Raw genomic sequence first — 14,054 nt, 5'->3', positions numbered from 1 at the left:
ATCAATAAAACTTCGAAATTAGTATCACAATTGCTGCCACTAAGGTAGCCAATACAACGCCTCGCGCTCTATAGAATTGTTTCTTTTTCAGAAAAACAAAGAATACAAGAAAGTTTAATAATGCTCCTAAAGCAATTATATTTCCCAGTAAATCCTCTTCAATTGCAACCTGGAAGGTACTTTCAATACTCAAATCTTTTACCAGGGATAAGAAGAAAAGGTATAAATAGGAACCTGCAAGATTAGAAACCAACCCTAGTAGCAATCCAATGCCTATTTCTTTCGGAATATTTGGTTTCATGATAAATCCCAGGTATTAATATCTTTTATGGCATGGTGTGCAGTAAGGTCAAATTGCACAGGCACTACCGAAACATAACCGTTATGCAGCGCCCACTCGTCGGTATCTTCGCCTTTGTCTTCATTGATAAATTCACCGGTTAGCCAATAATATTCACGTCCTAAGGGATTTACACGCTTGTCGAATTGTTCTTCCCAGTGTGCATTCGCTTGACGGCACACTTTCATACCCTTTATGTCCTTTTTGCCAAGTTTCGGAATGTTTACATTTAAAACAACGCCTTTTGGGAGTCCGTTTTTAAGACATTGAGAGGCAATTGCTTTTATATATTTTTTACTCGGCTCGAAATCGGCTTCCAGATTATAGTCCAATAATGAAAATCCGATGGAAGGAATACCCAATGTACCCGCTTCCACGGCCGCACTCATGGTGCCGCTGTAAATAACGTTGATAGACGAATTGCTTCCATGATTAACGCCGCTAACACATAAATCGGGTTTGCGTTTAAGGATTTCGTTCACTGCCAACTTCACACAATCAACGGGAGTTCCGCTGCAACTGTATTCGGTTTGAGGCGCATCTTTGGTAACGGTCACACTGTCGCAATACAAGGTGTCGTTAATAGTGATGGCGTGACCCATACCACTCTGTGGCGAATCGGGTGCAACAACACAAACATCCCCGAGGGTGTTCATTACTTCAATAAGGGCACGTATCCCGGGAGCCGTGATTCCGTCGTCGTTGGTAACGAGTATAAGAGGTCTTTTTTTGGACATGAATGCTAATTTTCAACACAAAAATACAATTATTAAAAGTCAAAACACAAATCCCTATCCCCAACTTAAAATTTCTAATAAGACCATGACTTATTTAAATTAGAATAGGGAATATTCTTGTATTAAATACGTTTATAGTACATTGCCGTATTCCTGTTTCACTCCGGTTGTTTAACAAAAAATTAGTATCATTATAAGGTATTGGCACGGTTTTTTATATAATTTAGGTGACTCAAAATTAAGACGATTGATATGCGCATTATGAAAAAGAATTTAAAAGTGTTATTCCTCGCTGTATTTGTAGCCGCTGCTTCCTGCAGTTTTACGACTAAGGAATTTAATGACCCCGACAAAGACAAGCTGCTTATAGACTTAATTACCTATGTACTGCAGAAGGGTCATTACAATCCCGCCGATATGGACGATGCGTTTTCGGAAGGTGTGTACGAAGACTTTATCAAAGGTCTGGATCCAATAAAAAGATATTTCTTAGCTTCAGATATTGCTGAATTCAGCAAGTATAAAACTGAAATCGATGATCAGATTAAAAACAAGGACCTTACCTTTTTTAATGTGGTATACCAGCGATTTACCCAGCGAATGAATGATGCCAAGGGAATGTATGATGTGGTTTTGAACGAACCCTTCAATTATAATGATAACGAGGTAATCAATGTAGATTACGACAAGTTGAACTACGCCAAGAGCACAAAAGAATTAAAAGAACGCTGGAGATGGCAGTTGAAATTCTCCACAATTTCTTCGTATTACGATTTGGTCGAAGAGAAAAGCAAATCGGAAGAAAGAAAAAGGGAAGCTGCTTCGAAAGGAGAGGACTACACCCCCAGCGATAACGAAAATATGACGCTGGTACAATTGGAAGAAAAGGCCAGAACAGCTACAAAAACTTCTTTAAAAGAATATTTCGAATTTACCGACGACCTTGAGCGAAAGGATTATTTCGCAGTTTTTTTAACGACCATCGTTGAAGAATTCGATCCGCATACCAATTATTTTGCACCACCGGACAGAGATCGTTTCGATTTGCGCATGTCGGGGAAACTGGAAGGCATTGGAGCCAGACTTCAAAAGAAAAACGACTATATAAACGTGGTTGAAGTTATTAGCGGAGGTCCTGCTTGGCGAGGAGAACACATTGCAGTGGGAGATGTTATTTTAAAGGTAAAACAAGCCGACGAAAAAGAGCCGGTGAGTATTGTGGGAATGCGTATTGACGATGCCGTAAAATTGATAAAAGGACCCAAAGGAACTCAGGTTACCCTAACTGTAAAACGTGTGGATGGAACCATAGAGGAAGAAATAATTACCAGAGATGTGGTCGAATTGGAAGAAACCTACGCAAAATCTACCGTAATTGAAAAAGAAGACCGAAAATTCGGATTGATAAATCTTCCACAGTTTTATTTCGACATGGAGAATTACAAGGAGCGAAATGCTGCGAGTGATGTAAGAAAAGAAATTGAGCGATTAAAGGAAGAAGGAATGGAAGGTCTTGTATTGGATTTACGGGACAACGGAGGAGGATCTCTTAAAACGGCTGTTGACATTGGAGGACTGTTTATAAAAAACGGACCTATGGTACAGGTAGCTTCGGGAGGTGGTAAAAAAGATGTTCTTAGCGACGATAATAAAGAAGTGGTTTGGGACGGACCTTTGGTGATTTTAGTAAACGAGTTGTCTGCTTCGGCTTCTGAAATTTTAGCGGCTGCCATGCAGGATTACAAGCGAGCCATCATCATTGGAAGCGAACAAACCTATGGAAAAGGAACTGTTCAGAATTTGATTGATTTAAATCAGTGGTTACGAAATACAGACATGGGTGATATGGGAGCTTTAAAGCTTACCACCCAGAAATTCTATCGTGTTAACGGAGGTTCTACCCAATTGGAAGGTGTAAAAAGCGATGTAGTGATGCCCGATCGCTACAGTTATATAGACATAGGGGAGCGTGATTATGACAATCCGTTGCCATACGACAAGATAGAACCTGCCAAGTACGATGTTTGGGATGGCTATATCGATTTCGAAGAAACTATTAATAAGAGTAAGGCACGTATGGCAAAAAGCGCACAATTGGCGATGATTGAGCAGAATGCACGTTGGATTAAAACAAAGCGTGACGAGATGGACGTGAATTTAAATATCGATGCCTACACTGCCGAAATAAAAAAGCGCAAGGAAGAAACCAAAAGGTTCGATGCGATTGATGAATACGATAACAAATTAAGCTATAAATCGCTTCCTTATGAAGTTGAATTAATGCGTCAGGATACGACATTACGCGAAAAGCGTAAGCGTTGGCACAAGAGTTTGGCGAAAGACATTTATGTTGAAGAAGCAGTGCATGTGTTGGAAGATTTGAAATTAAACAATATTAGAAAAGGGAAAATGGCGAACATTAAAAATTAATTTTTTAATGAGTAAGGCAACCTCTTTAACTAAAATTGCGCTCCAAAAGTTTAAACGAAGCTTTTGGGGCGTTTTTAGTTTTAGTTTTTTGGCGCTATGTGTGTTTGTTGCCATTTTCGCCTACGCCTTGGCGCCGGACAATTCACAAAATGCCAATCAGATGCATTTGTCTATTCACAGTAAGTCTCCGGGTTTTAAAGTGCAAATGCTCACCATCCCTTCGGCAGTAAAAGAAGAAAGTGGGCTTTCCGCCTTTTTCTTCGGAAAGCAAAACGCAGCGACCGAAATTCCAATAGCCAATTATAAGCTGAAGGAGAATTCGTTGCAAATTACCGAGTATACTTTAGACGGAACAGAAGGACTTCAGAAGGACTACAACCTAACGCTTTTCCCTGAAGCCAGGCAACTGGAAGATATTCCGAAGCGATACATTTCAGAAAAAAAATTCATCCTGGGAACCGATAAATACGGACGGGATTTGTTGAGCCGAATGCTCATTGGAATTCGAATATCCCTGGCGATTGGTTTTGTGGCTGTGTTTATTTCGTTGATTATTGGCATTACTATGGGCGCCATAGCGGGTTATTTTGGAGGGAAGGTAGATGCAGCCATTATGTGGATCATCAATGTAACATGGTCCATTCCTACCTTGTTATTGGTTATTGCCATTACTTTGGCACTGGGAAAAGGTTTCTGGCAGGTTTTTATTGCGGTAGGACTTACCATGTGGGTAGAAGTTGCCAGAGTAGTAAGAGGGCAGGTGTTAAGTGTAAAGGAAATGCAATACGTCACCGCTGCTCGAGCCTTGGGATTTTCAAATTTTAGAATCATCACAAAACACATTCTTCCCAACGCCATGGCGCCGGTTATTATTATTTCGGCGGCTAATTTTGCGGGAGCCATCCTTATTGAAAGCGGCTTGAGCTTTTTAGGGATTGGCGCGCAACCCCCCACTCCCAGTTGGGGAGGAATTATAAAAGATCATTACGCCTATATTATTTTGGGGAAACCCTATCTTGCCGTTATTCCGGGTTTGGCTATTATGAGTTTGGTTACGGCTTTTATGCTGATTGGGAACGCGCTGAGAGATGCGTTGGATGTTAGAAATTAATTGAAATGAGCCGAAAATATTTGTATCCCTTGTTAACTGTTTTAATTATTGCCGGCCTGTATTATGCCGAACAATATGTAGATACACAAAATGAAGCCTATCCTGAAACCGTTGAGGACACTTCAGAATCGGCGTATTCCGAATTTGACGCCTCTTTTTTACCGGTTTCAACTACGGGAGCCTTGGTAACACATTCTTATTTTACCTTGTCCTATTCTGAAGCCCACGAACAGGCAGAATGGGTGGCCTATGAACTCGCAAGAAAACACCTTTCCAAAAACGAGTTTGACCGCCCCGATTTTGTGGAAGATCGTAAGATAGCATCGAAATCGGCACATTGGAGAAGCTATAAAAATTCGGGATACGACAGAGGGCATTTGTGTCCTGCGGGAGACAGAAGGTTCAACTTTAACGCCTACCACGAAACTTTTTTGACCTCCAATATAAGTCCGCAGAACAACGACTTCAACGGAGGAATCTGGAATAAGTTGGAGCAAAAGGTGCGTTTTTGGGCCAAGAAATATGACGGATTATTTGTGGTAACAGGAGGAGTTTTAAAAGAGGGTTTGCCAACAATAGGGGGCGAAGGGGTTTCGGTTCCGGAGGCTTTTTATAAAATTGTATTGGATGCTTCGGAAGGGCACTATAAAGCGATTGCATTTTTAATTCCGAATGAACCTACCAACAATTCATATTACGATTATGTAGTCACTATCGATTCGATCGAAGCGCAAACGGGAATAGATTTCTTTCCGAAACTTTCAGAAAATATAGAAAAACAGCTGGAAGCTACAATAGATTTAAAAGCCTGGGGTATACGTTAGGCGTTGATGTAATTTGAAGCATCCAAACGCACAAAAATAAACAGTAAAATTGTAAAGCCCCATAACCCGGATCCTCCATAACTAAAGAAGGGCAAGGGTATTCCCACCGTAGGAAACAGTCCGGTTACCATCCCGACATTTACAAAAAAGTGTAAGAACAAAATAGAAGCGACACTGTACCCATACACCCTGCTAAACTGGTTTTTTTGACGTTCGGCCAAATGGAGAATTCGCACGAGAAGCGCGACAAACAGAATCACTACCAATAGACTTCCTAAAAAGCCCCATTCCTCTCCTACGGTGCTAAAGATGTAATCTGTGTGTTGTTCGGGAACGAAGTTTCCCTTAGTTTGTGTACCCTGTGTCCAACCTTTTCCGGTCCAGCCCCCGCTTCCAATAGCGATCTCACTCTGATTGGTGTTATAGCCAATTCCCTTGGAATCCACTTCTTTGCCAAGCACAATATTAAAACGATCTCTGTGACGCTGTTCGAAGACATTTTCAAAAATATAATTCACCGAAAAAGCAAAACCAATACATGCGGTCGCAATTAAAAGATATTTAAATAGGTTTGGGCGTTTTTTGCGATTCCGAAAAAATAAAATTCCCGCAATAAGTACAACTCCCATAGCAACCCAAATCACGCCAAAGACGAGTGTCCCTACAAAGAGTGCGGCAGCAAAAAGCCCGAATAAGAGATACACAAAATGAAGTCCCTCACGATATAGTGGAAATATAAATGCGATGTAGATAAGGGCACTTCCGGGATCCGGTTGCGGAATGATTAAAATTGCAGGTAGGGCGATGAGTATAAAAGTGCGTAGTTGGTGTTTAAACTCCTTGACATTGGTTTGGATGTCACTTACGTATTTCGCGAGTGCTAAGGCCGTTGCTGCCTTCGCAAATTCACTTGGCTGAAGTCCGTAGTTTCCAAAAGCATACCAGGAAGTGGCTCCGTTTATATTTTTTCCGAAAACAAACAGTCCCACTAACGACAGCAAGGCGACAATATAGATAACACTCGAAAATCGTTCGTAAAATTTGGCCTCGATGGCCAATATAAAAATGATAAGTAGAATGCTGAGACCGATAAAAAAAAGTTGGCGGGTGTAAATCTGACTCAAATCAAAGAATCCGGAAGCAGTATCGCTTAGCGAAGCCGAATAGATGTTCATCCATCCAATACCTACCAAGGCTGCATACAAAAGCATGGTAGGCCAGTCGAATTTTGAAATCCCTTTCCCGCTTGCCATTATTTGTTAATTGTAAAGGGTTGGCCACTGTATGGTTTTAGGTATTCCGCTTCCAAACTTCCATTGAGGACGAAATTTTCCATATCGGTTCGGGTAATTTCACCTTTTAAGTATTTTTCGATCATTAGACCTGCAATTCGACCTGCCCAACGAGAACCCCAATATCCGTTTTCCACAAATACTGCGATCGCAATTTTAGGATCGTCTTTGGGTGCAAAGGCAATAAACATGGAATGATCTGTCAATTGCATACGCTTCCCGCCAATGCGAATGTAGTTTTCGGAAGTTCCCGTCTTTCCGCATATTTCAATTCCGGGAACTTGAATGCTTGAAGCTGTCCCGCGATTGTATACGTCGAACATACCTTCCACGACCGGCTCGAAATATTTGGGATCGACGGTGGTGAATAGTTTCTCGGTGTACTCTTTGGGAATGGTATCAACTGTACTTACATTTTTTATAATATGCGGTTTATAGTACCATCCTCTGTTGGCAATAATGGCGGTAAAGTTTGCCATTTGCATAGGCGTTAATGAAACCTCGCCTTGTCCTATGGCATTCGAGATTGTTGCTGTTGCAAACCATTTGTAGGTAGGGTAGTCGTAACTGCGGTTGTAGTATTCCGAATTGGGGATAAATCCTCTTCGACCACTGGGCAAATCGTAACCCATAAAATTCCCTAGTCCGAAACTGCTTAAATGTCTTTTCCAATTGTCGATTCCTTCTTGAGGCGACGGATATTTTTCAATAATACGCCGATACACCGTACAAAAATAGGCGTTACATGAGTTCGCTATTCCACCCACCATGGCTAAGGGAGTAGCATGATGGTGACAGCCCAATTTTCTGCCTCTTCCGTAGATATACCCTCCGTGGCAATAAATTCTTTCTTCGGTATTAACCACATCTTCCTGTAAAGCTATCAATGCGGTTAACGCCTTAAAGGGAGATCCGGGAGGATATTCACCCTGAAGTCCGCGGTCAAACAACGGTTTGGCAATGGTATCGTACCAGAGTTTTGTATAATTTTTAGAGCGTTCTCGACCTACCAGTAGGGCCGGGTCATAATTTGGAGCAGTGACCAATGCTAGAATTTCACCTGTAGCCGGTTCGATAGCAACGATGCCTCCGCGTTTGTTTACGAATAATTTTTCCCCGTATTCCTGAAGCACGGCATCAATAGTTAACGTAATATCCCTACCTCGCTCGGGCAGGGTGTCAAAGATCCCTTCCTTATAGGCACCAATATCTCTGTTAAAACGGTCTTTTTGAATGTATTTTACACCTTTAATGCCACGCAGCACATCTTCATATTGTTTTTCTACACCCTGACTTCCAATTAAATCCCCCATTTTATAGTAAGGATTCTTTTCGATGATACGGTCATTTACTTCCGCGATATAGCCCAATACGTTTGCTGAATGGCTTACCTGATAATCGCGCAAGGATCTTTTCTGAATATAAAAACCTTCGTATTTGTGCATTTTTTCAGAAAGATAGGCGTATTCGGCTTTGTTTAATTGTGGAATCACTACCGATGGAAGACGAGGTGAATAGATTCGGGCCTTTTTCAGAATAGAGCGAAAATCTTCAATGGTTATCTTTAGAATGTTACAGAATTCTAATGTGTCCAATGGTTTTACATCCTTCGGAATTACCATGACGTCGTAGGACGGCTGATTGGTCACTAATAATTCTCCGTTTCGGTCGAAAATATAACCGCGCTGCGGATAATCGTAAATTACTTTTATGGCATTACCTTCAGATAATTTCTGAAAAGAGGTATCGTAAATTTGGAGATAGAACAACCTCCCGGCAAATACAATTCCGGTTATTAGAACAATAGAAAAGAGTAATAGTTTTCTCATTACGATTTTCGGCTAAAAAGCAATAACGCACACAGGATTAATACAGTGCTGAATATCCCTGAGAATAACGTAGATTTTAGGATTAATAATATATGTGAAAAGCTGAAAATTTCCAAACTAAATAATATGAAATGATGTATCATCACTATTGCGATGATGTAAACCAGGCGCTCCGTTGGGGGAACCTTATTCAATTTAACCATATTGTATTCGTAGCTCACTCCAAAAGAAAATTTTAGAATAAGCGGACGTATATAAGCTATAAACACGCAGGCTGCGGCATGCACTCCACCCGAATCTCCAAAAATATCGACCGTAATTCCCAAAAGAAAGCTTAAAAAAATGAGTAAGCCCTTATTCCCGTTTATTGGAAATATTAAAATAAAAAGTACGTAAACGTAGGGATTAATATACCCCAGAAAGTTGATGTGATTTAAAATCAATACCTGAAGGAGTACCAAAGTAATAAATCGCAGTATTGTAATAAGTATTTCACTGTTCTGCATCGTCAACCTCTTTTTCCAATTGTAAAATCTCTTCGGCTGCCTGATTTTCTATAATGTAAACATGATGAATGTTGGTCATATCGTTGAACAACAAAATATTTAAATTGTAGTAATTATCATTCTTCCCTAAAATAACCTCATTGACGGTTCCAATAAGAATTCCTTTCGGAAAAATTGTAGATCTTCCGCCGGTAACAACTGTATCGCCTTCTTTCACTACAGCCAGTCTGGGAACATCAGTAAGTTGAACGATGTTCGGTGTTTTGGTATCCCATTTCAAGGTTCCAAAATGTTCTGAATGCTTCAATTTGGCATTAATCTGGCTCTTGGTATTGAGAATGGATTGTATTGTAGCATAATTTTGCGACACCGCGTTTATAATCCCAACAATTCCTTTGGAAGTAATCACTCCCATATCGATTGCGATACTATCTTTTGCGCCACGGTCTATTGTAATATTGTTCTTTGTTTTCGAAAAATTGTTGTTAATTACTTTGGCCGAAAAGAACTTATATTTTGATGGCAATGTGGTACTGTCCGGTAACGGATTCGCGGCATTTGAATTATAGCTTTCCAATAATTTCCGAAGCAGCATGTTTTCGTCGACTAATTTTTGGTTTTCTTCCCGAAGTCCGAAATAATCAGTAACATCACTTTTTAACGTATAAATTCCGCCGGTAATAAAGTTGGAAGAGCTAACAAACTTACTCTTGTGAAACGAATGAGATCTTATGGTAAGTGAAAGAGAGATGATAAACAAAAGACCAAACAACAGGAAATTTTTATTCCGTATAAAGAAAAATAGTATCTGTTGCATAGCGTCTTACTTCCTATTTTATCAATACGCTCTTGTATTTAGCTAGGTTTTTCAAGCAAATTCCTGTACCTCGAACTACAGCTCGTAAAGGATCTTCGGCAATGTAAACAGGTAAATCTGTTTTTTGAGACAAACGCTTGTCTAAACCACGCAGCATAGAACCTCCACCGGCCAAATAAATTCCCGTGTTATAGATATCTGCCGCGAGCTCGGGAGGTGTTTGTGATAAGGTTTCCATCACGGCATCCTCAATACGAAGAATCGATTTGTCAAGTGCCTTGGCTATTTCACGATAAGAGGCTTGTACCTGCTTTGGTTTTCCGGTAAGCAAATCCCGTCCCTGAACCGCCATATCTTCCGGAGGTAATTCTAAGTCTTCGGTAGCAGCTCCAATCTGTATTTTTATTTTTTCAGCGGTACGCTCTCCCACATATAAATTGTGTTGGGTTCGCATGTAATAAACGATGTCATTTGTAAAAACATCTCCCGCAATTTTAACCGATTTGTCACAAACAATTCCGCCTAATGCGATTACGGCAATTTCGGTGGTACCACCTCCAATATCCACTACCATATTTCCTTTGGGTTGCATAATATCGACCCCGATACCAATGGCAGCAGCCATAGGTTCGTGAATAAGATAGACTTCTTTTCCGTTTACACGTTCGGCACTTTCTTTTACCGCTCGCATTTCAACTTCGGTAATTCCACTAGGTATGCAGATCACCATCCGCAACGAAGGTTTTAACCATCTCTTTTTCAGCGCCGGAATATCATTGATGAACATGTTGATCATCTTTTCGCTTGCATCGAAATCGGCTATTACTCCATCTTTTAATGGGCGAATGGTTTTAATGTTTTCGTGTGTTTTTCCTTGCATCATGGCGGCTTCGCGTCCTACTGCAATTATTTTCCCTGTGGTACGGTCGCGGGCTACAATAGATGGAGCATCCACAACAACCTTGTCATTGTGAATAATGAGCGTATTGGCAGTTCCTAAATCGATGGCTATTTCTTCAGTTAAGAAGTCAAAAAATCCCATAAGCTATTTTGGCGGTATTGATATTAAACGTGTTGCGTTTTAATTGTTTTACTTTTCCTTCTTTTTTCAGAATTTACAAATGCAATACTGAAATAAAAGGCTTCAGTAACAAATGTACTAAAATTTAGTGCTTAAAATGACGTGTGCCGGTAAATACCATTGCCATTTTATTCGCGTTACAATAATCGATGCTTAATTCATCTTTTATTGAGCCTCCCGGCTGAATTACAGCAGTGATACCCGCATTGTCTGCAATCTCCACACAATCGGGAAAAGGAAAAAAGGCATCACTGGCCATTGCTGCTCCTTCCAGGTTAAATCCAAATGATTTCGCTTTTTCAATAGCCTGACGCAACGCGTCTACTCGAGAAGTCTGTCCTGTTCCGCTTGCACACAGCTGTTTTCCCTTTGCCAGAACGATGGTATTGGATTTTGTGTGCTTGCAAATTTTGGAGGCAAATAACAAGTCTTCTAACTCGTTTGCAGACGGTTTAGTATCTGTTGCCTGTGTTAAATTTTCGCGACTGTCCGTAATTCCATCCCGATCCTGTACCAATGCGCCGTTCAAACAGCTCCTGGTTGTCGTTGCGGGTAAGTTTATTTTCTTCTGAACCAATAAAATACGGTTCTTTTTACCCTTTAAAATTTCGATTGCTTCCGAAGAAAACGCAGGAGCAATTACTACCTCACAAAATAGCTTGTGAATCTCTTCTGCGGTTACCGCATCAATTTCTGTATTACATATTAAAATTCCTCCAAAAGCCGACACCGGATCTCCTGCCAAGGCATCTACATACGCCTGAAGTACCGTTTCGCGTTGTGCTATGCCGCAGGCGTTGTTGTGTTTTAAAATCGCAAAGGTTGGCGCTTCCCCGGTAAATTCTTCCATTAAATTTACGGCAGCATCTACGTCCAGCAAGTTGTTATAACTTAATTCTTTTCCGTGAAGCTTATCGAACATCGCATCGAAATCACCAAAAAAGAAACCTCTTTGATGCGGATTTTCACCATAACGAAGTACTTGACCCTTGGTTTCACTAATTTTCAGTGAAGGAATACTATGGTCGCTGTTGAAGTAGTTGAAAATTGCCGAATCGTAATGCGAAGATACGTTAAACGCTTTGGCAGCAAAATGCCTCCTGTCTTCAAGGGATGTTGTACCATTTTTTTCTGAAATGATTTTCAGGAAGGCTGCATAATCCTCCATAGATGAAACACAAAGGGTGTCTTTAAAGTTTTTGGCGGCCGCTCGAATTAAAGAAATTCCTCCAATGTCTATTTTTTCGATAATGTCTTGTTCCGAAGCTCCCGAGGCCACCGTTTTTTCGAAAGGATACAGGTCTACAATCACAACATCCAATTGCGGGATACCGTATTGCTCCATTTCTTTTACGTCACCTTCATGATCTTGTCTGTTTAAAATTCCTCCAAAAACCTTTGGGTGTAAGGTTTTAACACGTCCTCCTAAAATTGAAGGATAATCGGTGATATCTTCTACCGCAACGACATCAATTCCTAAATCATTGATAAATTTTTGAGTCCCTCCCGTCGAATAGATGGTGACGCCCAATTCGTTTAATTTTTGGACGATAGGTGCCAGTCCGTCTTTATGAAATACCGAGATTAATGCTGAAGTTATCTTTTTTGTGTTGTTCATGGATAGAATTTAAGAATTGCCGTGCCTTTTGAAGGTGCAAAAGTACATAATTACACACGAATGTTGTAACATAAATTAGGAGAAAACGTCTTATCTTTATTCTGAAATTAATTTCGCAAAAACCAACTCATGTTAATCTATCTGCGCGTACTAAAGGAAAGCTTTAATTTTGCACTCAATGCCCTTAGAAATAACAAGCTGCGTACTTTTTTATCCCTGGTAGGTGTTACAATTGGAATCTTCTCTATAATTGCGGTTTTGGCTGCGGTCGATTCGTTAAAACAGGAAATTGAAGGCAGTATTTCTTCTTTGGATAACAGCACAATTTATTTAGGTCGTTTTTCTTTTGGCCCTACCGATGTCCCGGTTTGGAAACGCGAACAATTTCCCGATGTAACCTACGAAGAGTATCAATATCTCAAGCGAACCGTACCCGATTTATACGCAGCTTCGTATACCTTGAATGTACAGCAGGAGACCATTAAATACGAAGACAAATCGGTGGGCAATGTAGATGTAGGAGCCGTAACCGATGAATATTATGAAATTGAAGCCCTGCAAATTGCTGAGGGAAGATTTTATAACGAATCGGAATCCACTAGCGGAGCCTCTGTGATTGTGATGGGCGATGAGATAGCCAAAACATTATTCGGTTCTGCTGAAGCTGCTATTGGAAAGAAAACACGGATGTATGGCAGGAAATTTACGGTCATTGGGGTTTTAAAAAAGGAGGGAAGTGGATTGTTTGGAGGTTCCAAGGATACCTCTGTTTTTATACCTGTAAACGTAATCCGGAAGATTTTTGGTGATAACAATAAGAATCTATTTCCCTTTATCATTATCAAACCTGAAAAAGACGTTGATCAGGCCGAATTTGTAGCCTTATTAACGCAGAAACTGAGAATGTCAAGAGGTTTAAAGCCCGATGAGATTGACAACTTTTTTGTGAATGAATTACAGGGTTTCAGTGATTTTATCGATAATATCACAGGACAAATGAACATTATTGGTTTGGTGATAAGCGGCTTTTCGCTACTTGTAGGTGGCTTCGGTATTGCCAACATCATGTTTGTAAGTGTGAAGGAGCGGACCAATCTTATTGGAATTCAAAAATCTTTGGGAGCCAAGAACCGCTTCATTTTATTGCAGTTTTTGTTTGAAGCTGTAATCCTTGCCATTATCGGCGGATTAATCGGATTGTTTTTAGTGTTTATTGTTTCGTTGGTTGCCTCTCAATTTACGGGTGACTTTGAATTTGTATTGTCTCCGTGGAATTTATTCTTAGGAACAGCAATTTCGGCAGCTATCGGATTAATTTCCGGAATCCTGCCGGCAATATCCGCATCACGACTGGATCCCGTGGAAGCTATTAGAACAGGGATGTAGGTTGGATTTACGATTTACGATTTGGAATTTGAAAGTTGAATAGCTATAAGCTTTAGGCTGTACGCGGTTATGATAAGAACTAA

The 14,054-nt window shown here is 40.4% G+C and carries 12 protein-coding genes; 4 read left to right on the top strand and 8 right to left on the bottom strand.

The features are described from left to right. Position 1 precedes the first annotated feature (1 nt). Together ATE92_RS03135 and surE are read right to left on the bottom strand one after the other, a co-directional pair. The gene (locus tag ATE92_RS03135; RefSeq protein ID WP_100802313.1) at positions 2-301 is read right to left on the bottom strand and encodes a hypothetical protein; all 300 of its coding nucleotides are present in this window, start codon (positions 299-301) and stop codon (positions 2-4) included. After that, positions 298-1,077 (bottom strand): 5'/3'-nucleotidase SurE, encoded by a 780-nt coding sequence (gene surE / locus ATE92_RS03130; RefSeq protein WP_100802312.1) that lies wholly within the window; start codon positions 1,075-1,077, stop codon positions 298-300. Before surE ends, ATE92_RS03135 begins: the two co-directional genes overlap by 4 nt. A gap of 261 nt (positions 1,078-1,338) precedes the next feature. Between surE and ATE92_RS03125 the strand changes: the two genes are divergently transcribed. Genes ATE92_RS03125 through ATE92_RS03115 form a run of 3 tightly spaced genes read left to right on the top strand, consistent with a single transcriptional unit; the run spans position 1,339 to position 5,442 of the window. Continuing rightward, the gene (locus ATE92_RS03125) at positions 1,339-3,507 is read left to right on the top strand and encodes a carboxy terminal-processing peptidase (RefSeq protein WP_100804337.1); all 2,169 of its coding nucleotides are present in this window, start codon (positions 1,339-1,341) and stop codon (positions 3,505-3,507) included. 7 nt (positions 3,508-3,514) lie between these two features. Then, positions 3,515-4,618, top strand: a complete 1,104-nt coding sequence (locus ATE92_RS03120) for an ABC transporter permease (protein ID WP_100802311.1) — start codon at positions 3,515-3,517, stop codon at positions 4,616-4,618. Between the two features lie 5 nt (positions 4,619-4,623). Beyond that, the gene (locus ATE92_RS03115; protein WP_100802310.1) at positions 4,624-5,442 is read left to right on the top strand and encodes a DNA/RNA non-specific endonuclease; all 819 of its coding nucleotides are present in this window, start codon (positions 4,624-4,626) and stop codon (positions 5,440-5,442) included. Here ATE92_RS03115 and rodA read toward each other — a convergent pair. The 6 genes from rodA to purH form a co-directional block, all read right to left on the bottom strand. Next, positions 5,439-6,695, bottom strand: a complete 1,257-nt coding sequence (rodA, locus tag ATE92_RS03110) for a rod shape-determining protein RodA (RefSeq protein WP_100802309.1) — start codon at positions 6,693-6,695, stop codon at positions 5,439-5,441. The two genes, ATE92_RS03115 and rodA, sit on opposite strands and share 4 nt — an antisense overlap. After that, positions 6,695-8,563 carry a penicillin-binding protein 2 gene (gene mrdA / locus ATE92_RS03105; RefSeq protein ID WP_100802308.1) on the bottom strand — a complete coding sequence of 623 codons (1,869 nt, stop codon included), beginning with the start codon at positions 8,561-8,563 and terminating at the stop codon, positions 6,695-6,697. Before mrdA ends, rodA begins: the two co-directional genes overlap by 1 nt. Beyond that, on the bottom strand, positions 8,563-9,069 hold the full coding sequence (locus tag ATE92_RS03100; RefSeq protein WP_100802307.1) for a rod shape-determining protein MreD: 507 nt from the start codon (positions 9,067-9,069) through the stop codon (positions 8,563-8,565). The genes mrdA and ATE92_RS03100 overlap by 1 nt, the downstream gene beginning before the upstream one ends. Continuing rightward, complete coding sequence (gene mreC / locus ATE92_RS03095) at positions 9,056-9,886, bottom strand: rod shape-determining protein MreC (protein ID WP_100802306.1); 831 nt, start codon at positions 9,884-9,886, stop codon at positions 9,056-9,058. The genes ATE92_RS03100 and mreC overlap by 14 nt, the downstream gene beginning before the upstream one ends. Before the next feature lie 13 nt (positions 9,887-9,899). Next, positions 9,900-10,928 (bottom strand): rod shape-determining protein, encoded by a 1,029-nt coding sequence (locus ATE92_RS03090; RefSeq protein ID WP_100802305.1) that lies wholly within the window; start codon positions 10,926-10,928, stop codon positions 9,900-9,902. Positions 10,929-11,052: 124 nt separating this feature from the next. Then, a complete protein-coding gene (purH, locus tag ATE92_RS03085; protein WP_100802304.1) occupies positions 11,053-12,585 on the bottom strand; it encodes a bifunctional phosphoribosylaminoimidazolecarboxamide formyltransferase/IMP cyclohydrolase in 1,533 nt (510 codons plus the stop codon). 129 nt (positions 12,586-12,714) lie between these two features. On the opposite strand from purH, the gene ATE92_RS03080 reads away from it, so the two are divergent. Then, complete coding sequence (locus tag ATE92_RS03080; protein WP_100802303.1) at positions 12,715-13,971, top strand: ABC transporter permease; 1,257 nt, start codon at positions 12,715-12,717, stop codon at positions 13,969-13,971. Positions 13,972-14,054 lie beyond the last annotated feature (83 nt).

Origin of the sequence: Ulvibacter sp. MAR_2010_11 (assembly GCF_002813135.1) — a bacterium.
Lineage (GTDB): Bacteria > Bacteroidota > Bacteroidia > Flavobacteriales > Flavobacteriaceae > Altibacter.
Note: the sequence above shows the minus strand (reverse complement) of the source record. Positions and strands in the feature narration are given on the sequence as shown.